This window comes from Rhodococcus sp. Ni2 (assembly GCF_021352185.1).
Taxonomy (GTDB): Bacteria; Actinomycetota; Actinomycetes; order Mycobacteriales; family Mycobacteriaceae; genus Rhodococcus_F; species Rhodococcus_F qingshengii.
In genome coordinates, this window is the sequence record NZ_WOXZ01000002.1 from 2,254,841 (window position 1) to 2,277,606 (window position 22,766).

At 63.9% G+C, this 22,766-nt stretch carries 22 protein-coding genes; 11 read left to right on the forward strand and 11 right to left on the reverse strand.

The window, feature by feature from the left end; genetic code table 11:
- The first annotated feature begins 23 nt into the window (after positions 1–23).
- Positions 24–1,157, forward strand: a complete 1,134-nt coding sequence (locus GN300_RS24095; RefSeq protein ID WP_037126687.1) for a DUF4192 domain-containing protein — start codon at positions 24–26, stop codon at positions 1,155–1,157.
- On the opposite strand, the gene galE is transcribed toward GN300_RS24095, so the two are convergent.
- The gene (galE, locus tag GN300_RS24100; protein ID WP_003942257.1) at positions 1,154–2,143 is read right to left on the reverse strand and encodes a UDP-glucose 4-epimerase GalE; all 990 of its coding nucleotides are present in this window, start codon (positions 2,141–2,143) and stop codon (positions 1,154–1,156) included. The genes GN300_RS24095 and galE overlap by 4 nt on opposite strands.
- Positions 2,144–2,151: 8 nt before the next feature.
- Entirely contained in the window at positions 2,152–2,838 is a 687-nt protein-coding gene (locus GN300_RS24105) for a metal-dependent transcriptional regulator (RefSeq protein WP_003942150.1), read from the reverse strand.
- A 176-nt stretch (positions 2,839–3,014) separates the two neighbouring features.
- On the opposite strand from GN300_RS24105, the gene GN300_RS24110 reads away from it, so the two are divergent.
- Positions 3,015–4,286 carry an acetoin utilization protein AcuC gene (locus GN300_RS24110; protein ID WP_003942159.1) on the forward strand — a complete coding sequence of 424 codons (1,272 nt, stop codon included), beginning with the start codon at positions 3,015–3,017 and terminating at the stop codon, positions 4,284–4,286.
- A complete protein-coding gene (locus tag GN300_RS24115; protein WP_063316509.1) occupies positions 4,279–6,990 on the forward strand; it encodes a bifunctional GNAT family N-acetyltransferase/acetate--CoA ligase family protein in 2,712 nt (903 codons plus the stop codon). The genes GN300_RS24110 and GN300_RS24115 overlap by 8 nt, the downstream gene beginning before the upstream one ends.
- Before the next feature lie 123 nt (positions 6,991–7,113).
- Here the strand turns inward: GN300_RS24115 and GN300_RS24120 are convergent, their stop codons facing one another.
- From GN300_RS24120 to GN300_RS24130, 3 genes are all read right to left on the reverse strand, one after another.
- Positions 7,114–8,085, reverse strand: a complete 972-nt coding sequence (locus tag GN300_RS24120; RefSeq protein ID WP_003942639.1) for a sigma-70 family RNA polymerase sigma factor — start codon at positions 8,083–8,085, stop codon at positions 7,114–7,116.
- Between the two features lie 159 nt (positions 8,086–8,244).
- Entirely contained in the window at positions 8,245–9,744 is a 1,500-nt protein-coding gene (locus GN300_RS24125) for a methyltransferase (protein ID WP_063316508.1), read from the reverse strand.
- Between the two features lie 26 nt (positions 9,745–9,770).
- A complete protein-coding gene (locus tag GN300_RS24130) occupies positions 9,771–10,130 on the reverse strand; it encodes a DUF3099 domain-containing protein (protein WP_003942638.1) in 360 nt (119 codons plus the stop codon).
- An 83-nt stretch (positions 10,131–10,213) separates the two neighbouring features.
- Here GN300_RS24130 and GN300_RS24135 point away from each other — a divergent pair, with 83 nt between their 5' ends.
- The gene (locus GN300_RS24135; RefSeq protein WP_003942602.1) at positions 10,214–10,450 is read left to right on the forward strand and encodes a DUF3039 domain-containing protein; all 237 of its coding nucleotides are present in this window, start codon (positions 10,214–10,216) and stop codon (positions 10,448–10,450) included.
- Here GN300_RS24135 and GN300_RS24140 read toward each other — a convergent pair.
- On the reverse strand, positions 10,423–11,685 hold the full coding sequence (locus tag GN300_RS24140; protein ID WP_063316507.1) for a YihY/virulence factor BrkB family protein: 1,263 nt from the start codon (positions 11,683–11,685) through the stop codon (positions 10,423–10,425). The genes GN300_RS24135 and GN300_RS24140 overlap by 28 nt on opposite strands.
- A gap of 256 nt (positions 11,686–11,941) precedes the next feature.
- On the opposite strand from GN300_RS24140, the gene GN300_RS24145 reads away from it, so the two are divergent.
- Entirely contained in the window at positions 11,942–13,720 is a 1,779-nt protein-coding gene (locus GN300_RS24145; protein ID WP_063316506.1) for a DEAD/DEAH box helicase, read from the forward strand.
- A 133-nt stretch (positions 13,721–13,853) separates the two neighbouring features.
- On the opposite strand, the gene GN300_RS24150 is transcribed toward GN300_RS24145, so the two are convergent.
- Positions 13,854–14,045 (reverse strand): hypothetical protein, encoded by a 192-nt coding sequence (locus GN300_RS24150; RefSeq protein ID WP_003942643.1) that lies wholly within the window; start codon positions 14,043–14,045, stop codon positions 13,854–13,856.
- A 234-nt stretch (positions 14,046–14,279) separates the two neighbouring features.
- Between GN300_RS24150 and GN300_RS24155 the strand changes: the two genes are divergently transcribed.
- The 4 genes from GN300_RS24155 to GN300_RS24170 all read left to right on the forward strand — a co-directional run bounded on the left by GN300_RS24155 (position 14,280) and on the right by GN300_RS24170 (position 17,237).
- Positions 14,280–14,657, forward strand: coding sequence for a DUF952 domain-containing protein (locus tag GN300_RS24155; RefSeq protein ID WP_007732832.1), 378 nt, complete (start codon positions 14,280–14,282; stop codon positions 14,655–14,657).
- Positions 14,658–14,743: 86 nt separating this feature from the next.
- Complete coding sequence (locus GN300_RS24160; RefSeq protein WP_021344116.1) at positions 14,744–15,226, forward strand: cation:proton antiporter regulatory subunit; 483 nt, start codon at positions 14,744–14,746, stop codon at positions 15,224–15,226.
- Between the two features lie 7 nt (positions 15,227–15,233).
- Positions 15,234–16,406 carry a cation:proton antiporter gene (locus GN300_RS24165; RefSeq protein WP_003942634.1) on the forward strand — a complete coding sequence of 391 codons (1,173 nt, stop codon included), beginning with the start codon at positions 15,234–15,236 and terminating at the stop codon, positions 16,404–16,406.
- Between the two features lie 21 nt (positions 16,407–16,427).
- Positions 16,428–17,237 carry a tyrosine-protein phosphatase gene (locus GN300_RS24170; RefSeq protein ID WP_054781895.1) on the forward strand — a complete coding sequence of 270 codons (810 nt, stop codon included), beginning with the start codon at positions 16,428–16,430 and terminating at the stop codon, positions 17,235–17,237.
- Between the two features lie 69 nt (positions 17,238–17,306).
- On the opposite strand, the gene GN300_RS24175 is transcribed toward GN300_RS24170, so the two are convergent.
- Together GN300_RS24175 and ppgK are read right to left on the reverse strand one after the other, a co-directional pair.
- On the reverse strand, positions 17,307–18,731 hold the full coding sequence (locus GN300_RS24175) for an RNA polymerase sigma factor (protein ID WP_370333980.1): 1,425 nt from the start codon (positions 18,729–18,731) through the stop codon (positions 17,307–17,309).
- A gap of 112 nt (positions 18,732–18,843) precedes the next feature.
- Positions 18,844–19,611: a polyphosphate--glucose phosphotransferase gene (ppgK, locus tag GN300_RS24180; RefSeq protein WP_042449945.1), complete on the reverse strand. Its 768-nt coding sequence runs from the start codon at positions 19,609–19,611 to the stop codon at positions 18,844–18,846.
- A gap of 169 nt (positions 19,612–19,780) precedes the next feature.
- On the opposite strand from ppgK, the gene GN300_RS24185 reads away from it, so the two are divergent.
- Entirely contained in the window at positions 19,781–20,659 is an 879-nt protein-coding gene (locus GN300_RS24185; protein ID WP_042449947.1) for an inositol monophosphatase family protein, read from the forward strand.
- A gap of 6 nt (positions 20,660–20,665) precedes the next feature.
- Here GN300_RS24185 and cei read toward each other — a convergent pair whose 3' ends face one another.
- A complete protein-coding gene (gene cei / locus GN300_RS24190) occupies positions 20,666–21,349 on the reverse strand; it encodes an envelope integrity protein Cei (protein ID WP_063316505.1) in 684 nt (227 codons plus the stop codon).
- A gap of 533 nt (positions 21,350–21,882) precedes the next feature.
- Between cei and GN300_RS24195 the strand changes: the two genes are divergently transcribed.
- A complete protein-coding gene (locus GN300_RS24195) occupies positions 21,883–22,185 on the forward strand; it encodes a DUF4193 domain-containing protein (RefSeq protein ID WP_003942593.1) in 303 nt (100 codons plus the stop codon).
- Between the two features lie 80 nt (positions 22,186–22,265).
- Here the strand turns inward: GN300_RS24195 and GN300_RS24200 are convergent, their stop codons facing one another.
- A complete protein-coding gene (locus GN300_RS24200) occupies positions 22,266–22,763 on the reverse strand; it encodes a DUF3093 domain-containing protein (protein ID WP_003942596.1) in 498 nt (165 codons plus the stop codon).
- Positions 22,764–22,766: the final 3 nt, after the last annotated feature.

Here is a 22,766-nt window from a genome sequence, read left to right on the forward strand (position 1 = left end):
GGGTGATCAGCGACGGTGTGTGCATGACGACATCACCTCTTCCGGGAGAATTCGAATTCTCCGACGACGACCTTGCCGCCCTTCTCGGATGCGTCGAACGCGTCTCCGATCCAGGCGAATTGATCGCGGCAATACCCGCACTCCTGGGCTTCCATCCGTCCAACTCTGTGGTTGCGCTGTCTCTGATGGGCGCCTCCGCCTCGACGCTCGGACCAGTGATGCGGCACGACTACTTTCCCAGTGTCAGGGGAAAGCCCGCGAGGCAGATGAGCGCGGCGCTGCGCCAGTTCGCCGCCGTCTGTGACGGGGAAGGCGCGCGTGCGGTCGTTCTCGTGGTGATCACCGATTGCTCGGCAGCTGAAACTCTGATCGATGAAACCATCGAGCTGGCCGAGGTATTCGAAGACATGCTCGGCGGAACCTGCGTCGAGCTGGCCGACGTATTGTGCACGGCCGCAATAGAATCTGGCCAGCCGTGGACGAGCGTCATGCGTTCGATTCACCGCGGCACCCTGCCAGACCCGGCATCTTCGTCGGTTGCGGCAGCACAGGTGTTGGGCGGGAGGGTCATTCGCCGTTCGCGTGAGGAACTGGTCCGGTGGGTACACGGCGCCGCTCGCAATCACGACACGATTGCCCGACTGATCGCGAGCCGACGAGAGTCGAGCGCGCACAGAGGGGGACCGAGCGGTGAAACCGCAGTTCAGCGCCGGATCGATCTGGTGTTGGAACATGTCCGCCGTGTCGAGGCAGGCGCTCACCGCCCTGACCCGCAGGAATGCGCCGATCTGGTGGTCGCATTGACGGACGTACGCGTGCGCGACGTGGTGCTGGGATTGGCGATCACGTCCGTTGCGGCACATGCTGAGCAATTGTGGCTCGTGCTCACCCATGAAGTACCGTCGCCCGAACGAGCTTGGCCGGCAACACTTCTCGGCTTCTTTGCTTACGTGCGTGGCGACGGCCCTCTGGCAGGTGTTGCGCTGTCGGCCGCACTGTCGGCCGATTCGGAACACACCTTGGCGGGATTGCTGGATCTATCGCTGCAATCCGGTGTGCGCCCCGACGGAATCCGTGACCTCGCGGCCGTCGGATTGTCCATCGGGGAATCGCTCGGAATCACCGGCTTGCCGCCGGCACTGCCGAGTGGAAGCTAGCGAGCAGCGTGTGAGCGGTCGCCCAGATCCTGGAGGAACTGCCATGCGTCGGCGACGATGACGTCGAGATCGGTACGCGTGGGCGTCCAACCCAGCTCGGCAATCGCCTTGTCGCTCGATGCGATCAGTACTGCCGGATCACCCAGCCGTCGTGACGCGTCCTCGACGTTGATCGGCAGGCCGGTGACCCGCGCACAGGCGGCGATCACCTCGCGCACGCTGAAGCCGGCACCGCTTCCGAGGTTGTAGATGCGGTGCTCGCCGGGAACCGAGGATTCGAGCGCAAGTAGATGTGCTTCGGCGAGGTCCAGCACGTGGATGTAGTCGCGTACCGCGGTTCCGTCCGGCGTGGGCCAGTCGGTTCCGAAGACCGAGATCTTGTCCCGCTGCTCGAGTGCGACCTGAAGGACGAGCGGAATCAGGTGGGTTTCGATCACCCGGTTCTCACCGGCGGACTTGTACGCGCCCGCGACGTTGAAGTAGCGCAAGCTCGTCGCACCGAGGCCGTGGGCGATCGAGTACGAGGTGATCGCATGATCGATCGCGAGCTTGGTCGCGCCGTACGGATTGGTGGGGCGGGTCGGAGCGGTCTCCACGATCGGGGACTGCTCCGGTTCGCCGTACGTTGCGGCGGTGGACGAGAACACGAGGCGCGGAGTACCGGAGACACGGATCGCCTCGAGCAACTCGATGGTCGTGACGACGTTTCCGCGCCAGTACTTTTCGGGGTGCAGCACCGATTCGCCGACCAGCGACTGCGCCGCGAAGTGAAGCACACCGTCGAAAACCGGTGAACCCGCACTGCCGAGGACGTCGGCAGCAAGCGCTCCCACGTCTCCTTCGATGAACTCGGCACCGGCAGGCACCGCGTCGGCATTTCCGGTGGAGAGGTCGTCGATGACGACAACCTCGTGTCCACGCTCGAGCAACACAGTGCTGCACACACTGCCGACGTAACCGGCGCCGCCGGTGACCAGGAGTTTCATCTACTTCCTCAGACCTGCTTGACCTGAACGGCGTGAGCCATTTCCTCGGACAGGTCGAACCCGCTGTGACCCGGCACGATGATCGTCACCGAGCCCGGACGGGTTTCGACCGTCACCCTGGCGTCGGGAACGACGCCGGCGTCACGCAGCTGCGCGATCACCTCGGGATCGGACTGCACGTGCTCGGCCAGTCGCCGAACGACCACAGCTGTCTGTGCGCCGTGCGGAATATCGGTCAGGCGCACCAATGTTTCGGTGGTGGCAACCGGGCCGTCGAGTCCCAACTGGTCCAAGCCCGGAATCGGGTTGCCGTAGGGCGACGTCGTGGGGTTGTTCAGAACGACGACGAGCCGACGCTCGACCTCCTCGCTCATCACGTGCTCCCAACGGCATGCCTCGGCATGTACGTCTTCCCATTTGAGACCGATGACGTCCACCAGCAGGCGCTCTGCCAACCGGTGCTTACGCATGACAGAGATCGCGAGATCGCGACCCTTGTCGGTGAGTTCCAGATGTCGATCGCCGGCGACCATCAGCAAGCCGTCACGCTCCATACGCGCAACAGTCTGGCTGACGGTGGGTCCGCTCTGTTCGAGCCGTTCGGCGATCCGCGCCCGGAGTGGGACTACGCCCTCTTCTTCCAAGTCGTAGATCGTCCGGAGATACATCTCCGTGGTGTCGACTAGATCCTTCACACTCAACCCCTTCGTCAGTTGATCATTCTACCGTTCAGTTCGTGGTTCCGGTGCCGCCTCCACCGCGGCGAGTCCAGCGCGTGTCCGAATTGGATTCGTGTCACTCGATCTCGGTCTCCGAAGCGGGCCACGAGTGTGGTGTGCAGCACGAAACGAGAAGGAAGTAGCGTGATCCCATGACCGCGTCGATCAGATCTGACGGGGACCCCGCGGCGTCTCGAGCGAATCGAGTCGTGGTGTGGAGTCCGGAGTACCTGAGCTATCGGTGGAGCGCCGATCACCCGATGAATCCCACTCGCCTCGATCTCACGATGGCACTCTCGCGAAGCCTCGGACTTCTCGAGGGCATCGAATTTCTCGAACCGAGTGCCGCGTCCGATGCCGACCTCCTCAGAATCCACACACCGGCATATCTTGCAGCGGTCAAAGACGCGGGTAACTCTGCGAACAACGGTGTGAGCGGCCAGGATGTTCCCCACGGGCTCGGTACCGAGGACAACCCGGTCTTCCCGCACATGCACGAAGCCAGTGCGATCCTCGCCGGCGGCTCGCTGGCCGCAGCGCAGGAAATCGCTTCGGGACGTACGAGGCGCGCGGTCAGCATCGGCGGCGGCATGCACCACGCGATGGCGGATTGGGCCTCTGGATTCTGCGTCTACAACGATGCGGCGGTTGCGATTTCGTGGCTGCTCGACAACGGCTACGACCGCATCGCCTACATCGACGTCGACGCTCACCACGGCGACGGAGTGCAACATGCGTTCCTCGGGGACCCGCGGGTGCTCACGGTCTCGCTGCATCAGCACCCGGCAACCTTGTGGCCGAACACCGGATGGTCGAGCGAAGTCGGCGACGGGGCCGCCGAAGGTACGGCGGTGAACATCCCGGTGCTGCCCGGAACCGTCGACGCGTTGTGGCTGCGTGCATTTCACGCCGTCGTCCCGGGAGCCATTGCAGCCTTCCGCCCGCAGATCATCATCAGCCAGTGCGGAGTCGACTCGCACCGCGAGGACCCGCTCGCGGATCTCGCCCTCACCGTCGACGGTCAGCGCGCCGCGTTTTTGGCGATGCGTGACCTCGCCGACCGCTACTCCGAGGGGCGGTGGCTGGCAGTCGGAGGCGGGGGATACGGACTGGTGCGCGTCGTGCCGAGGGCATGGACTCACTTGATCGCTGCAGCGCTCGATCGCGAGATCGACGTCGACACCGCTGTCCCGGAAGACTGGAAGGAATCGACGAAGCTGCGAGCGCCGAGCGTCGACCTCCCGCCGACCATGGGGGACGGCGGCGATGTCGCCTACACGCCGTGGGACGGCCCGGGTGGTACACCGGAGACAGGTGTCGCCTCGGTGGACCGTGCACTCACCCGTATCGACTCGGCGATCATCGCGACACGTCGCGCTTCGTTCCCGCTACTCGGACTCGACCCGGAGGATCCCCGTGACTGAACAGTCCGATACCGAAGCTGTCGGCGGCGAGGCGAGCGGCCAGGCGCCGAAGACCGACCCCGCTCACACCTATCCCCATTCCTGGGTAGTCGATGTTCTCGCCTCCGACGGCGGAGCGGTGGCGTTGCGACCCATCGTTCCCGAAGACGCGGACAAGCTCGTCGAATTCCACGGCAAACTCTCCGAGCGCACCCGGTATCTGCGCTACTTCGGCCCGTACCCCACGATGTCGGCGCGCGACGTCAAGAACTTCACGACGGTCGACCACCACAACCGTGTGGCGTTCGTGATGATGCTCGGCGACGAGATCATCGCGGTGGGTCGATACGAGCGACTGCTCGACGTCGGTGACGGAAAGTCTGCCGAGGTCGCCTTCGTCGTCGCCGACGCACACCAGGGGCGCGGCCTCGGCCCGATCCTGCTCGAGTACCTGGCAGCGGCAGCGGCCGAGAACGGTCTGACGATGTTCGTCGCCGAGGTCCTCTCCGAGAACCGCAACATGGTGACGGTGTTCCGTGAGGCGGGGTATCAGGTGAGCCGCTCTTTCGACGGTGGCGTGCTGAGACTCGAATTCGCGATCGACCCGACGGAAGCGCTTGTTTCAGTACGCAATTCGCGTGAGCGGGCAGCTGAGGCCCGCAGCATGGGAAACGTGCTCAGCCCGCGATCGGTGGCGGTGATCGGCGCATCAGCGGACCCGGCCAAAGTGGGTAACGCGGTGTTGACCAACCTGCTGCGCGGCGGATTCACCGGACCGGTCTATCCCGTCAACGCGGAGCATCGTTCGGTACACGGCGTTCGGGCATATCCGACGGTTCGTGACATCCCCGACGACGTCGATCTCGCCGTCGTGGCTGTACCTGCAGAATCGATCAATTCGGTACTCGACGACTGCCTCGACAAGGGCGTCAAAGCGCTGGTGGTCGTCTCGTCGGGCTTCAGTGAGAGTGGTCCGGACGGGCGCTCGTCCGAACGCAAACTGGTCCATGCAGCGCGCGCTCACGGTATGCGCCTCATCGGCCCGAATGCGCTGGGTGTCGCGAACAACGACCCGGCGATTTCGTTGAATGCGACGCTCGCGCCGGTCTTGCCGGTGGCAGGCAACGTCGGCTTCTTCTGTCAGTCCGGCGCGCTCGGTATCGCCATTCTCGACGAAGCCGCTCGCAGCCGAATCGGATTGTCCGCCTTCGTTTCCGCCGGTAACCGTGCGGACGTCTCGGGTAACGACCTTCTGCAGTACTGGGATTCCGACCAGTCCACCGAAGTGGTCCTTCTCTATCTGGAGAGCTTCGGCAACCCACGGAAGTTCTCTCGCATCGCGCGTCGAGTTGCGCGGAAGAAGCCGATCGTCGCGGTGAAGAGCGGTCGGCACGCGGTTCCGCCGGTGCTCGCCGCCACCGGAGTCGAGATCGACGATTCGATCGTCCGCGCCCTCTTCGAACAGGCGGGCGTCATTCAGGTCGGGTCCATTTCACAATTGTTCGACTGCGCCTTGCTCTTCGGATACCAACCGTTGCCCGCCGGCCCCCGGCTTGCGGTCATCGGCAACTCGACCGCGCTCGGTGTCCTCGCTGCGGACGCGGCCCGCAGTGAAGGTCTGCAGGTCAGCGACCCGGTCGACCTCGGCGCTCAGGCGAGTCCGGAACTGTTCGCCACTGCCGTGCGCGACGCTTTGGCGTCGTTCGACGTCGATGCCGTCATCGCCGTCTTCGTTCCTCCGGTAGCCATTCCGGTCGAGCCGTTCGCGAAAGCACTCAAGGACGCCGTCGCAGGCTCGGACAAGCCGATTCTCACCACGTTCCTCGCAGCTGAGGGTGTGCCGGACGTCCTGGCGGTTCGTGACGAAGTCGGTAACCCGACCCGCGGTTCGGTGCCGTCCTACCCGGGGCCGGAGCGTGCCGCCCTGGCGTTGGCGAGGGCTTGGCGATATGCGGAGTGGCGCAGCAAGCCTGCGTCGAAGGTGGTTCGCCCCGTGGGTATCGACTCCGAGCGAGCCCAGAAGATGGTGGCTGATTGGCTTGAAAACTCTCCTGGCCGTTGGCTTTCAGATGTGGAAGCGGCGGCGCTGCTCGAGTGTTACGGGGTCGCCGTCGTCGAATTCCGTTCGGTCCTGAGCGAAGACGAAGCAGTAGAGGCAGCGGATGCTGTCGGCTACCCGGTCGCGGTCAAGGCAACCGGCGAAATGTGGCGACACCGACCGGATCTGGGCGGCGTCAGGCTGGATCTGAGTGGACCGGAATCGGTGCGCCTCGCTTACCGAGATCTTGCGGCCGCGTCGGGTGAACCGCTGCTGCACGTGCAGAAAATGGCAACCAAGGGCATCGGATGTGTGGTTGGTGTCCAAGACGACCCGTCGTTCGGTTCGCTGATCTCGTTCGGGCTTGCCGGTGTGATCTCCGATCTCCTCGGTGACCGTGCCTATCGCGTACTGCCTCTCACCGAGGACGCTGCTACGGAATTGATCGACGCGCCCAAGGCCGCGCCGCTTCTCTCCGGATACCGCAACGCCGTTCCGGTCAACAAGGGTGCGTTGGTTGATCTAGTTCAGCGCATCTCGGCGCTGGCCGACGACATTCCCGAAGTCCGCGAACTGGCCTGTGAGCCGGTACTCGCTTCGGCTACCGGCGCGGAGATCACCGATTCACGTGTCCGAATCGGACCTGAGCCGAGCGCAATCGACCTGGGGCCCAGGCGGCTGCGGTAGACACAGCGAACAACACCGGCCACCGCACATTCCCGAGGGGGAGGGAAGTAGCGGTGGCGGTGCTTTGTGCGGTGCGTCAGCGCGAGTGGTGTGGCGCGCTGACGCACGTGCTGTGTTGTTTGATCAGCTCGCGTAGGACCGCAATTTCTCGGCGCGATCGCCGACGCGGAGCTTGCCCATGACCTCACGCTCGATCTGACGAACCCGCTCACGCGAGAGGCCGAAGAGCTTGCCGATCTGATCGAGGGTGCGGGGCTGGCCGTCGTCGAGACCGTAGCGAAGTCGGATGACCTGCTGCTCCCGCTCGTCGAGCGTCCCGAGCACGCTGCGCACATCGCTGTGCAGCAGACCGGCGATGACGGCGTTCTCGGCCGAGGTCGCCTCGGAATCTTCGATGAAATCGCCCAAGGGCGCTTCTTCGTCGTTGCCCACAGGCATGTCCAGGCTTACCGGGTCGCGGCTGTGGTCGAGCAGGTCGGCAATCTTGTGCGCCGGGATGCCCGACTCTTCGGCCAACTCGTCGTCCGTGGCTTCTCGCCCGAGCTGCTGGTGCAGTTCGCGCTTGATGCGGGCGAGCTTGTTGACCTGCTCCACGAGGTGGACTGGGAGCCGGATGGTGCGGCTCTGATCAGCCATTCCGCGGGTGATCGCCTGACGGATCCACCAGGTGGCGTACGTCGAGAACTTGAAGCCCTTGGCGTAGTCGAACTTCTCCATTGCACGGATGAGTCCGAGGTTGCCTTCTTGAATCAGATCGAGGAGCGGCATGCCGCGGCCGGTGTAGCGCTTGGCCAGCGACACGACGAGTCGCAGGTTCGCTTCCAGGAGGTGGCTACGTGCCGACTGTCCCTCGCGAACGATCGTTGCGAGATCCCTCTTCTTGGCGACTGTCAGGCGCTTTCCCGTGGCAAGGACGTGGCTGGCGTACAGCCCCGCTTCGATTCGCTTCGCCAGTTCGACCTCGTCTGCTGCTGTCAGCAGTGCGGTACGACCGATCCCGTTCAGGTAGACGCGGACCAGGTCTGCGGCCGGGCTCTGGGCGTCCAGATCTGCGGCGCTCGGACGAATGCGAGTAGTGGTGCTGGGGCTTGTCATGACTTGCCTCCCTATCGGCGGTCTCTCACACAGTTCAACGTGTGAGAGTTCCGGGAAAGTTCCCGTGCCGATTTCCACTAAATCGCCGTGACCTGCAGTTATTTCCCAGTCGTCCTGAGAAGTTGCTGAGAACACAAAAATCTGCAACTCACCGGGAACTCAGTTCGTGATGGGAAGCACCAACCCGTGCCGAACCAGCGAGACCATCATTGTGACGACGGCCTCACGTAGCTGGTCCGGGTCTTCGCCGTTCGCCGCGGCAAGAAGTTCGATCAATTCGTCGACCACCAGTCCATCCGCTCGGAGTCCGGCCAACAGCGCAGCACCGAGCTCGTCGATCTCGTGCTGCCAGTGCGGTCCGTTGCCGCGGTGCACACGCGTGACCACTTGTTGCCATCCCTCGTCACCGGGGAGGTAGACGCGTTCGAGAGCCGTGTCCGGATCGAGGACGAAGCGTTCCTCGAGGACGTCGTGTTCACGCAACCAGGCAAGACGGTCGAAGTAAGCGAGCGCCTCGGCCCCGAGCGGGTCCGAGAAGCCGTGCATGAGGTCCTCGGCCATCAGGTCGGTGGGGGAGTCGGTGCGGCGAAGGAACACGAAACCGAAGCCGACGCCCTCGACATCGGCTTCTTCGAGGTGATCCAGCCAGGCGTTTGCTCTCGATGCCGTTTCCGGATCTCGAGGATCCTGCCCGCCGTCCTTGAGCCACGTGCCGACGTACAGAGCCGGATCCGCGACATCGCGCTGGACCACCCAGGCATCGACGCCGTGGGCCGGCAGCCACGACGCGATCCGCGACCGCCAGTCCTGCCCTTCGACGTGCACCCAGGACGCCAGCAGAGCTGCCGTGCCGCCGGGGTTCAGGTAGTCGATCGATTGCGAGATCATCAATTCGCTCGCACCGTCGAGATCGAGGCCGGAATCGCGGTACGTGTGATGGACGCGTGCCTCGCCGACGACAAACGGCGGATTGGCGACCACCTGGTCGAAGGTTCGACCCTCGACGGGTTCGAACCAGGACCCTTGAAGGAGTTCGACGTCCAGTCCGTTGAGGACCATGGTTGCTGCCGTGAGGTCGACAGCGCGTTGATTGATGTCGGTTGCGGTGACCGAATCGGCGTACGTGTTCGCGTGCAGGGCTTGGATGCCGCATCCCGTACCGAGGTCGAGCACGCTGCCGACCCTCGCGGTGGGCGTGGCCTGCAGCAAGGACAGTGACGCATGCCCGACGCCCAGCACATGATCGGCCGTGGCCTTCTTGGGACGGATTCCGCCGTCGAGATCCGAGATCACCCAACGATCGCCGTCGCCGACGTCGATGGGGCGAAGATCCACCGCGGCCCGCACGAGCGGATTCTCACTGTCGAAGTTCTCACCTTCGAGCAGACCGGCGTCGACGCACTGCGCGATTGTCAGCGGAGCCAGCGCCGCGGCGACGTCGCCCGCCGGGCAGTCATCGGCGAGAAGGAACAGTCTGATGAGAACGCCCAGGTCCCCGAGTTCTCGGGTGGCGCGGCGCACGGGCACCGGCTCACTTCGACCGAGAGCAGCGTGAACTTCGGGACCCAACGCCTCGAGCATGGTTCCGGTGTCGAATCGATTGCGAAGCAGAGCCTCACGCAGCGCAGGGGTGATGGACAGGAGCGTTTCGCTTCTCACCCTGTCATTCTCGCAGGCGAAACTTGTCAGCCTTCGATGGTGTGGTGCGTCGCGGATTCGATCTCGCCTGCGGTCTTCTTTCGTCCGTCGTATCGACTCGGTTCGTCCTTGGTGCGCGGTGGTCGGTCGTTGGCGATCAGGACGGCGATCCAGGGAAGCGGAATGGATGCACCGATGATGAGCATCGAGATCCAGGCGTTGGCCCAGATGCCGTACGCGATCGCCGCGAGGATCAACGCCGGGAACCGGAAGGACATGATGATCATGTACTTGCGCACTCGGGCTTTGTGCTGTTCTTCGACGGACTGCTGCGCTTCGGTGATCAGTACGGGATTGTCGGGAGTCCCGGCCTCGTCGGACCTGCCGAACGCGCCATTTCGTGCCATGACTCCACTGTTCCACTCTCGGCCGACAATTGCACACGACCCGTGGGTCGCACCGCTGTGACGGAGACGGCATTATTGGAGGGGTGAGCACTCAAACCAAGGAACGTCCCGACGTCTCCACCGACGAAACGACCGACGACGACACCCCGAAGTTCTTCCACTACGTGAAGAAGAACAAGATCGCCGAGAGCGCCGTCATGGGAACCCATGTCGTCGCGCTGTGCGGTGAGGTGTTTCCCGTGACGAAGTCCGCCAAGCCGGGATCACCGGTGTGCCCGGACTGCAAGAAGATTTACGAAGGACTCCGTAAGGGCGACTGACCTCGGGTCAGGCGAGAGGGAGTACTTCCGGAGCTCGGCGGATCGACAGCCTCGACGCAGTCGGCCGCCGGGCTCTTCGCGTCTGCGTGCGGTTCATCGCAGGGATCTTGGTCGACGCACGAGTTCTGGCGCGACTCCGATTGTCTGCTCTCGGTTTGTCTGCTGCGGGGCCGCCCGTACGAGGGGACCGTGGCCGGGTCCGCTTTGTCGCCCGAGATGCGGATGGGGCTGGTGGCCAGGTGCCAGGTCAGGTTGGTGACCGGACCGGTCTTTTCGTCGGTGTTCTGAGCCGCAAGCCACTCTCGCATCTGCTCCATCCGAGTGGCACGAGCGGGCCAGAACTCCTGAACCGTCGCGTTGAACTCGGCGCCGAGGACGACGGCAAAACCGAGGAAGAACGTGAAGAGCAGAAACGCGATCGGCGTTGCCAACGCGCCGTACGTGTAGCCGGTGCTGGTGACGAATCCCAGGTACCAGCGCAATCCGGTGCTGGCGGCCATGAAGAACACACCGGCGACCAGGGCGCCCGCGAGCAGCCGATGCCACGGCAGCGACTTCGGCAGAGCGACCTTGTAGAGCGTCGTGAGGCCGATGATCACCAGCAGACCGACAGCGGGGTAGTAGAACGTGTCGACCAGATTCGATCCGACCACGTACCAGGAGGCCGGCAGTGCTCGCCCGACGAGCGTCGGCCCCAGAGCTACCAGCGGCAGGATGAACACCGCCATCACCAGGAACATCACGTAGAGCAGCAGGGCGAAGATGCGCTGCCAGATGGGATTGCGGGCATCCTGCTGCCCGTGTGCTTCCACGATCGAGTCGACGAACGTACTGATCGCCGATGATCCCGCCCACAGGGACAGCAGGAAGCCCACGGAGATGATCTCCGGGCGTCCGCGCTGAAGGACGTCCGTCACCGTCGGGCGGATGATCTGGTCGACGACGCTTTCGCTGAAGATCGTTCCGCTGAACGTGACGATCTTGGATTCGATGATCTCGACGGTGTTGGGTCCGAACCACCCACCGATGTAGCCGATCATTCCCAGAAGGCCGAGCAGCAGGGGAGCAAGCGACAGCGTTTGCCAGAACGCGGCCGTAGCCGCCTTTCCGAAGATGGAATCGTCCCAGGCCTTGCTCAGGGTTCGACCGATCAACTGCCCGGTGCGGCGTAGCGGATGCCATCTGCGGTGGTGCAGATCACTTCCGCTCGACTTCTCGCCTCGCGCTTCACTCATGATGTCTCCAGCATCCCTGACGACACACCCGGTTGCCCAACCATGGCGCCGACGTGTCGCACATTTCTGAGACAATTCGCGTGCAGGTCGGCAGGATGCGAGAGAAGCGAAACCTCGCCGGCCGGAGTGAGAACGGCCATGAGTACGCGCTTCGAGTGCGGCTTTCGTCGGTGGCGGCGGCTAGGCTCGTCGCCGGACATTGATGAAAATTCGAGGAGCGCGAGACAACAGTGCGATTCCAGTGGAGGCGCGGCCTATGACGTCTGAGACCGTGGCAGCCGAGTTCGGCAATTCGCCCGAACCCGCCGGAGCTCAATCCGCGGGAACCCAACCTGGCGCCCCTACCGGTTCCCTTCGTGCATGGCAGCGCCGTGCACTGACCAAGTACCTTTCCAGCAGTCCGCGTGACTTTCTGGCGGTCGCAACGCCGGGAGCAGGTAAGACCACCTTCGCTCTGCGGGTAGCTTCGGAATTGCTCCGTGACCGGACGGTCGACCAGATAACCGTCGTGGCGCCGACCGAGCACCTCAAACACCAGTGGGCGGAGTCCGCACAGCGCTCCGGCCTCGCATTGGACTCGCGGTTCTCCAACTCGACCGGCCAGACCTCGAGTGACTATCACGGCGTCGTGCTGACCTACGCCCAGGTTGCCTCGCACCCGTCGAAGCATCGTGTGCGGACAGAGGGCCGCAAGACGCTGGTCATCCTCGACGAGATCCACCACGGCGGCGACGCCAAGAGCTGGGGCGACGCCATTCGTGAAGCGTTTGGCGACGCGACCAGGCGTCTCGCACTGACCGGAACCCCGTTCCGCAGTGACGACAGTGCCATTCCTTTTGTCGAGTACGAGCCGGACAAGGAAGGTCTGCTCCGCTCGAAAGCCGACCACTCCTACGGATATTCGGATGCCCTCAAGGACGGCGTGGTTCGCCCCGTCGTGTTTCTCGCCTACTCGGGCGAGGCACGGTGGCGAAACAACGCCGGCGAGGAATTCACCGCTCGACTCGGCGAGCCGCTGAGCGCCGAGCAGACGATTCGGGCCTGGCGTACGGCCTTGGACCCTGCCGGCGACTGGATTCCTGCCGTGCTGCAAGCAGCAGACACCCGTTTGGCGCAGCTGCGCAGTACCGGGATGCCCGATGCCGGCGGACTTGTCATCGCGACGGACCAGACAGTGGCCAGAGAGTACGCGAAGGCCCTGACCGCGATCACCGGCGAACAGCCGGCTGTCGTGCTGTCCGACGACCCCACCGCGTCCAAGCGAATCGCCGAATTCGGTGCGAGCGACCAGAAATGGATGGTCGCGGTCCGCATGGTGTCCGAGGGTGTCGACGTTCCCCGTCTGGCGGTCGGTGTGTACGCGACCAGCGCGTCGACTCCGCTGTACTTCGCTCAGGCGATCGGGCGCTTCGTGCGCTCGCGTCGTAAGGGCGAAACTGCCAGCGTCTTTCTGCCGTCGGTGCCGGTGCTTCTCGACCTTGCCGCACAGCTCGAGGCCCAGCGTGATCACGTACTCGGCAAGCCGCATCGTGAGAAGGACGGCCTCGAAGACGACCTGCTCGCCGATGCGAACAAGCAGAAGGACGAGCTGGGCGAGGAGGAGAAGGCGTTCACGTCCCTGGGCGCCGATGCCGAACTCGACCAGGTGATCTACGACGGATCGTCCTTCGGTACCGCGACATTCGCCGGAAGTGACGAGGAAGCCGACTACCTCGGTCTGCCAGGTCTACTCGACGCCGATCAGATGCGGGCGTTGCTGCGTCAACGCCAGCAGACACAGGTCGAGGCCAACTCGGCCAAGGCTGCCGCCCCGCAACCCACGGCGGCAGTGGTATCCGATCGAGCGGCCACGGCAGATCAGCTCGGTGCGCTCCGCAAGGAGCTGAACGGGTTGGTGGCGATGAACGTCCACCGCACCGGTAAGCCGCACGGCATCATTCACGCAGAACTGCGCCGGGTGTGCGGCGGTCCGCCGACGGCCATCGCTACTGTCGATCAGCTGACCGAACGCATCGCGATTCTCCGCAGCTGGTAGCAGCCGATACCGGTCCCCCACGCTTCGCGTGCTTGCGACCCCGGAACGGCAGAACGGGCGATCACAGTGACTGTGATCGCCCGTTCTGGCGTTCATGGCGCGCCTCGTGAAGAGGCCACCCCCGGCTGACAGGTCAGATTGCGGGTTCGCTTTCGGAGACGACGGCATTCATCTCGCGAAGTCGATCCGCGTGTTCGGTTGCGTGGTGTCCGCAGAAGAGAAGCTCGCCGCCGGTGGGAAGCACGGCGCGTACGCGTGCTCCGGCACCGCACCGGTCGCACCGGTCGGCAGCGGTCAACTGTGGGCTGGTCAGTGTTCCGGGCATGACTCCTCCGTACTGGCTTTGCGGCATTCGGGCCGCGTGCCTGGGGCCTGGTCCGCCGCGTCGGAATGGCGCGGTAGATCCACTCTTACAGACGTTTGGGGTTTACGGGTTGTTCCCGAAGGCGTTTCTTAGTGTTGTGTCTCACTGGAAATGCGCTGGGCAGGCATTCTCGGGTGAAGATTGTTCGCTGACAGCTGATTCGGATCGCCGACCTCAGCCCGATATTCTGGGCGGATGAACCCGGGACGCGAACCACTTGTCGACGAGAGCGTCGAGTTGCTCCACATGTGCACGCGCGAGGAGTGGGCGCGGGCACAACAGCTCGGTGAACGTATCCCCGACGGATTCGAGGCGGAGGGATTTGTCCACATGTCGACTCCGGCGCAAGTTCATCTCCCGGCCAATCGGATCTTTGCCGGCCGTGACGACATAGTCCTTCTGGCTATCGATCCGGCCTTGCTCGGCGGTCAGGTCAAGTACGAACCGGGTGTCCCCTCGGACCCGGAATCGATGCGATTCCCGCATCTGTACGCCCCGATTCCCGTCGCAGCCGTCACCGCTGTCGTCGAGTATTTTCCGGGCGAGAACGGCGTGTTTTCGCCGGTTCGGTAGGTCGCCGGTTGGCCGGTCGTGAACTGTGCCCTGCGGATTACGGCCCTCCCGCGATGCAGGTCACCGATCGGCGCTACCGTTGGTATATGAACGTAGAAGTCACCCCACTACCGGGGATCGGGACGCGCAAGGATTTTGTTCTGTCTTCCGGTCGTCGCGTGGGTGTCGTCACCCATCGGGACGGTCATACCGACCTCATCGTTTCCAAGGCAGACGACCCTGACGCGTGTGCTGCCTCGCTGCCTCTGACCACCGAGGAAGCGGCAGCGCTCAGCAATCTCCTGGGTGCCCCCCAGCTCGTTGCTCAGCTCGAGGAAGAGCACCGTGATCTTCCGGGCATTCGAACCAAACAGCTCTACATCAAGGACGGTTCTCGCTACGACGGACAGACCCTCGGGGACACCGGCATGCGCACGCGTACCGGAGTGTCCATCGTCGCCGTCATGCGGGCAGGACAGGTGAGCCCGTCTCCGAACCCCGACTTCACGTTCACCGGGGGAGACCTTCTCGTGGCAGTCGGAACGCCGGACGGTTTGGCTGCAGCGGCAAAAATCTTGGCCAACGGCTGACTGGCGCGTGGACACAACCACCCTCGCACTGATCGAACTCGGCGCGGTCTTCTTCGCGCTCGGACTGCTCGGACGGCTCGCTGCTCGCGTCGGCATGTCGCCGATCCCGTTCTACCTGATCGGCGGCCTGTGCTTCGGACAGGGCGGTTTCATCCAGCTCGGCGACATCGGCGAGTTCTCCCATCTGGCAAGTGAGATCGGGATCGTCCTGCTCTTGCTGCTGTTGGGGCTCGAATACACTGCGGCCGAGCTCGTCACCGGTCTCAAACGCTCGCGGGTAGCCGGCATCGTCGACATCGTCCTCAACGCCACACCTGGCGCGGTTGTCGGCTTGATGCTCGGTTGGGGCGTCGTGGGGGCGACGGTCATGGCCGGCGTCACCTACATCTCGTCTTCGGGAATCATCGCCAAGGTGCTCAGCGACCTGGGGCGCCTCGGTAACCGCGAGACACCGGTCGTGCTGTCGATTCTGGTGTTCGAAGACCTGGCGATGGCGCTGTACCTGCCGATTCTGACCGCGATGCTCGCGGGCGTGAGCTTCATGGGCGGGCTCGAAGCGGTCGGGATCTCGTTGTTGGTCATCACCGTGGTTCTTGTCGTGGCCCTCCGATACGGACGGTACGTCTCCGCCCTCCTCGACAGTCCCGACAGTGAGACGCTCCTGCTCAAGCTGCTCGGTGCCGCACTGTTGGTCGCCGGCATCAGTTCGGCGATGCAGGTGTCGGCGGCTGTGGGCGCATTCCTCCTCGGAATCGCGATCTCGGGGTCGACGGCGCACAATGCCAGTCGCGTGCTCGAGCCCCTTCGAGATCTGTTCGCCGCAATGTTCTTCGTGGTCTTCGGTCTCAACACCGATCCCAGTTCCATTCCGCCAGTCCTCGGATGGGCCGCGATCCTGGCAGTGGTCACGGCGATCACGAAGCTGGTAACCGGCGCTTGGGCGGCCAGACGTCAGGGTGTCGCGCGAATGGGTCAGGCGCGCGCCGGTGCCGCTCTGATCGCCCGCGGTGAGTTCTCCATCATCATCGCAGGCCTCGCGGTGTCCGCAGGCGCCGTCGACGCCGAACTTGCCGCATTGGCAACTGCTTACGTGCTCCTGATGGCGGTCATCGGCCCGGTGGCGGCAAGAGTTATCGAACCGGTCGCCTCGTTGTACATCAAGGTTCGTACGAAGTCCTGATTGCGGTCCTATTCTGTCCGGATGTCGAACAGAATCGCCCGTCCCGCCGCGACCGCTCTGTGTGCGCTGATCATCTCGTGTGCACCGGTCCCGGCGCTCGCCGGTGGAATTCCCGCTCTCGACCACGCCGGACCCACAGCTGCGCAGGTTGCCGCGGATCGATCGCTACACCTCGAGGGTGCGTCGAACGCGCGTGACATCGGTGGCTACGTCGCCGCGGACGGGCAGACCGTTCGGTGGGGGAAGGTATTTCGCTCGAATGCCCTCGACAAGCTGACACCGTCGGATCTCGCGTCGTTGAGCGAACGCGGAGTGGAATCGGTCGACGACTTCCGTACGGTCGTCGAACGAACGCTCTCGCAGGATCGCCTTCCGAACGGGGCGCGAAGCAACTGGTTCGACGTCATCGGAACCAACCCCGCCAACCTCCCGGCGCTGGTGGACATGCCGACGATGTACGCGTTGATGGTGACCGATCCGGGGGCGAGCCGCGCATTCCACGACGCGCTGGTGAACGTCGCGAACACCGACGGTGCAGTCCTCTACCACTGCTCGGCGGGCAAGGACCGTACCGGTTGGATGACCGCAGTTCTCCTGACCGTCCTCGGCGTGAGTCGCACCGACGTGAACGCCGATTACATGCTCAGCAATCAGTACCTCACCGGACCCCGCACGGGGAGCGCGTTCATCGACGGCGTCGAACAGTCTTGGCTGGACACGTCTTTCGCCACGGTGGATCGGGTGTACGGCAACTTCGACAACTACGTCCGGGACGGCCTTCAGTTGAGCGAGGACGATGTCGCACAACTCCGGGACACACTCTTGGTCTGAGGCGGCAAACGCACAAGAGCCGCTCTCCGGCGATCCGGAGAGCGGCTCTTGTGTGCATAGCTGGTGTGACTAGTCGAGGTAGTCGCGCAGAACCTGCGAACGCGACGGGTGGCGCAGCTTCGACATCGTCTTCGATTCGATCTGGCGGATACGCTCACGCGTGACGCCGTAGACCTGTCCGATTTCGTCTAAAGTCCTCGGCTGACCGTCGGTGAGACCGAAGCGGAGGCGAACCACGCCGGCTTCGCGCTCGGACAGCGTCTCGAGTACCGACTGCAGCTGATCCTGCAGCAAGGTGAACGAGACGGCATCGACTGCGACAACAGCTTCGGAGTCCTCGATGAAGTCACCGAGCTGGCTGTCGCCCTCGTCGCCGATGGTCTGGTCGAGAGAGATCGGCTCACGCGCGTACTGCTGGATTTCCAGCACCTTCTCCGGCGTGATGTCCATTTCCTTGGCGAGCTCTTCCGGCGTGGGCTCACGGCCCAGGTCCTGGAGCAGCTCACGCTGGATACGGCCGAGCTTGTTGATGACCTCGACCATGTGCACCGGGATACGGATGGTGCGAGCCTGGTCGGCCATTGCGCGGGTGATGGCCTGACGGATCCACCACGTGGCGTAGGTCGAGAACTTGTAACCCTTGGTGTAGTCGAACTTCTCGACTGCACGGATCAGACCGAGGTTGCCTTCCTGGATGAGGTCCAGGAACGCCATGCCGCGGCCCGTGTAGCGCTTGGCCAGCGAGACGACCAGGCGGAGGTTGGCCTCGAGGAGGTGGTTCTTGGCGCGGTTGCCGTCGCGGCAGATCCAGCTCATGTCGCGTCGCTGAGCCGCAGGCAACTTCTCGCCCTTGTCAGCGAGGTCCTGCATGATCTGCACGGCGTAGAGGCCGGCCTCGATGCGCTTGGCCAGTTCGACTTCCTCTTCGGCGTTGAGGAGTGCGACCTTGCCGATCTGCTTGAGGTAGGCGCGAACCGAGTCGGCGGACGCCGTCAGTTCGGCATCCTTGCGTGCCTGACGGAGAGCCTCGGACTCTTCCTCGTCCCAGACGAAGTCGCCGGAAGCCTTGTCCTTCTCGGACGGCTCTGCAGCGGTCTCTTCGTCTTCGCCGACTGCTACGACCTCGACGACATCGGACTCGACCTCGGCAAGGTCGCCGTCCGTGATGTCGATGTCTTCCAACTCGACATCGCCGTCTTCGGCGTCAGGATCGCCGGCCTTCTTGGGGCTGGCCTTCTTAGCTGCTGCCTTCTTGGCCGGAGCTTTCTTGGCCGGAGCCTTCTTTGCTGCTGCCTTCTTGGCGGGGGCCTTTTTCGCCGGAGCCTTCTTGGCTGCCGGAGCGGTGACGGTGGCCGCCTCCACGGCTGGAGATTGTGGCTCTGACTCTGATGGAGAATCAGCAGTCTGACGTGTATCGGTGGCTGCCACGTACGCCCTTTCGTGACGGTGTCGTGCGGCGTCACGCCAGAGTGGTGATCCGGCGGAGAGGTCAATGGTTGTTGGCCGGCGCGCAGCCGGACTTCACCATTGTAACGACTCTCAGGAAACTCTTACGTCACGGCGGGCCGTAACAGGTAGATTTTCCGCTTTTCACGTGCGGGTTTTCTCATCCGGCGACGGAGGCCGGCCTAGTCAGTCCGACCGATGCGAGCGCAGCTCCGGCGATTCCCGCGGTGTTGAGGAGGGTGGCGGGGACGACCTTCGTGCGGTTGGTCAGGTGCGGAATCCACTTCTCGTGCTTGCGGCTGATTCCGCCTCCGGCGATGAAGAGATCAGGCCACAGCAGGTTCTCGAAGGTGGTCAGAACTCGGGAGACCTCGACCGCCCACTCCTTGTAGCTCCAGTCCTTCTTCTCCTTCACCGACGACGCCGCCCGGTGCTCGGCTTCCTTGCCGTCGACCTCGAGGTGGCCGAACTCGGTGTTGGGCAACAGAACTCCGTTGTGCAGCACGGCAGATCCGATTCCGGTGCCGAAGGTCAACAAGATCACGACGCCGGAGGTGTCTTTGCCCGCTCCGAACGAGTCCTCGGCGATTCCGGCAGCGTCGGCGTCGTTGAGGACGGTGACCTCGCGCCCGCCCAGCGCCTTGCCGAACAGGGCGGCGGCGTCGGTGTCGATCCAGGACTTGTCGATGTTCGCGGCGCTTCGCGCGACGCCGCCGGTCACGACAGCGGGCAAGGTGATGCCGACCGGACCGGTCCACTTGGCCTGCTCGACGATCTCGGCGACAGTGCCCGCGATCGCATCGGGTGTGGACGGCTGCGGGGTCAGGATCTTGATGCGGTCACCGATCATTTCCCCGGTGCTCAGGTCGATCGTGCCGCCCTTGACGCCGCTGCCGCCGACGTCGATCCCGAAACCTGTGGTTGTCATCGTCCTGCGCTCCTGAGTGTCGAATTCGAGGTCACGATCTACCGTTGCAAACACTAACCCGAACAAGGACCCGGGCGCGTCCTCTCGAACCGCCCGCCTCCAGACGTTCGAGTGGTGCCCCTCGGTAGAGATGTGTTGCGATGGTCCGGTGCGCCCTTCAGAAAGAACGTTGCCCGACTTTTCCGCCGATTCTCTGGACCCCGCACAGTTGCGGGAAGTAGCCGTAGCCGTCGCCGAACGCGCAGCCGAACACGTCCGCTTGCGTCGGCCCGAGGTATTCGGCCTGGTGGGTTCCGGTGCCGCCGAGGGTGGTTCGGTTGCGGCGAAGAGCACGCCCACCGATCCCGTCACGGTGGTCGATACCGAAACCGAACAAGTGATTCGCGACCTTCTGGCGCAATTGCGCCCTGCAGATTCGATCCTGGGTGAGGAAGGTGGCGGAGACACCGACGATTCCGCGGGAGTTCGATGGGTTGTCGATCCCATCGACGGCACGGTGAATTTTCTCTACGGAATCCCCGCGTTCGCCATCTCGGTGGCCGTACAGATCGACGGGTTCTCGGTAGCCGGGGCTGTCGTCGACGTGTCGTTGGAAACCACGTACGCCGCGCATCGGGGCGGCGGTGCAACCATGACCACGGCCGACGGCGTCGTCAGCGACCTGCAAGCCAATGAGGTGACCGAGCTGTCAATGGCGCTGTTGGCCACCGGCTTCGGTTACGGAGCGGATCGCCGGAAGGTGCAGGGCACGTTGATCGGGCAGATCCTGCCGCAGGTTCGCGACATCCGACGCATCGGTTCGGCGGCTTTGGATCTGTGCATGGTTGCCACCGGCCGGGTCGACGCTCACTTCGAACACGGACTGAGTCCATGGGACTGGGCAGCCGGCTCCTTGATCGCTTCCGAAGCGGGCGCCGTCATCAACGTCCCGGCGCCCAATTCCACGTCCGCCGACGGCGATGTCGTTTACGCAGTCGCTCCGGCGATCGCCGAGCAGTTCGCGCACATGCTCGGAGCTACCGGCGCAGATCAGCCGATTCCGAGCTGAGGCTTGTCAGCAGCGCGCCGTGCGCGCTGCTTTGAGCAGTGCGATGTCCATCGGAGCGACTTCGGCGTTTGCGGGTTGCTCGGCCAGAGCATGCAAAATCGCGGTGGCGTCGGTGTTGGGGGTCAGGGCGCCCTTGTTGTACGTGCCGAGAGCCAGGTCGACGGTGTCGTCGCCGCGGCCGTCCTGGACCAGTTCGGCGCAGGGGGCGACCAGCCAGACGGAACTGGCGGCGGCAAGGCCGTTCGCTCCGAATCGGATCTGACCCTGGCACTCCATGTTCTGGTCGACGTAGACGGGGTCGTTTCCGACCTGGACGTCCGGCGCGCTGGAGAAGCCGAACTCGCTCAGTTGCGCTGCCACCTGGGCCGCCTGACCGTGTTCACCGTTGGCGTTGAACACACGAACCTTGGTGGCGGCGAGGGGAGCGGGATCCACGTCGAGCAGCTTCGAGCGGTCGACGACGGATCCCAGCGGTAGTGGCGCCGCTGCCGAAGGATCGGACGAAGGTTGCGGCAGGTTGCAGGCGACGGTGTCACTGACTTCCGCCTCGGCGCTCAGGATGCGGACCCACAAGACACTGCCGATCAATGCGAGTACCGCGAACACGGCGATCACCGGCCACGCGCGCCGACGGCGGAACGGACGTCCCTGGTCATCGGTAGAGCTGCCTTCGGTGATCAGAGAAACCACGGTATCCCTCGACTTTCTTGACGAAACTTCTACTTCGCCATCGGGCCGAGCGGCGCCGGCATGACGTTCGGTGCCTACCTTAGAGGGCCTGTGTGACGAGACAGCCGAAGCGAGGCTCGACGCGTCGAGTCCTTGTCGATTGAGAAACGGCAGTTGGCCGATTACCGGCCTGTTTCTACCCGGATTCGGCCCGAAAACATCGTGGAAAGGTCACAGCTTGCTCTTGCCTTGGTGACAATTCGCAGTCATTTTTCGGAAATTTCCGATTCGGTTACTACTTTCGTGCTCACGTCGGCTACTGTCTGGCGGCCCAGGTCGTTCAACTGGGCATCGGCCGGACGCCGAAATGACAACCAAATGAGGCGCAGATCACGTTCTCGGAAGGAACTTCCGGGCACTAATTCCAGTCCTGCAGCGTTATGCAGCGACAGGGAATGATCTGGATGCCACGGCGGTTTCCATGCGCATCAAGGATCTACCGGATTCTCGGCGCACACGGGACCGGGATACACGAAGAGGATGGGGTAGACGAGATGGCAACTGACTACGACGCACCGAGGCGTACAGAGTCCGACGAGGTTTCGGAGGACTCGCTCGAGGAGCTGAAGGCGCGACGCAACGAAGCGCAGTCAGCCGTCGTCGACATCGACGAGACGGACACCGCGGAGTCCTTCGAGCTGCCGGGTGCCGACCTTTCCGGCGAGGAACTCTCGGTTCGAGTTGTTCCGAAGCAGGCAGACGAGTTCACGTGTTCGAGCTGCTTCCTGGTTCATCACCGCAGCCGCCTGGCCAGTGATGCCAACGGACAGCTCGTATGCATGGACTGCGCTGCCTGATCTCCCTTCCCGGTGGTCGACCCGTCAGCGCGAGGGTCGACCAAGGGTCGGGAAGTACTGCTTTGCTGTGACCGCGCTGGTCAGAGATCCAGCGCAGCCAGCAGATCAGCGGGACGACGTGTGCTCACCAACCAGTACGGCGTGGGATCCTCCGGGTCGTCGAGCACGATCAACACCATTGTCTTGACCCATGGGCGATGCTGGACGAACGCCGACGGATCGAGTTGGCGCCCCATCGCAGCACTCTTCGCGGAAGCCGGCACTGCTGCCGCCCGTGAAATCAATTCGACCGGCAGGTGGGCTCTACCCACGTGCAATTCCTTCACCCCTGCTGTCTCCACCACCTCGACGCGCATCCGGCTGAGCCAGAATGCCGCCCAGATCGGGATCGGGAGTAGTACGACGTACGCCAGGTACGAGAGAAGCCCCGGGCGGCCCATGTGGACCTCGGCCGCGAGGAGTCCGGCTACGGCCAGCCCGGCGATCCACCACCAGATCGGCACCCACAGGCGCTCGGAGTACAGCGTCGTGGACGGGGGTGTTGTGGTGGCGACGTCAGGTCGAGATGTTTCGGGCACCTG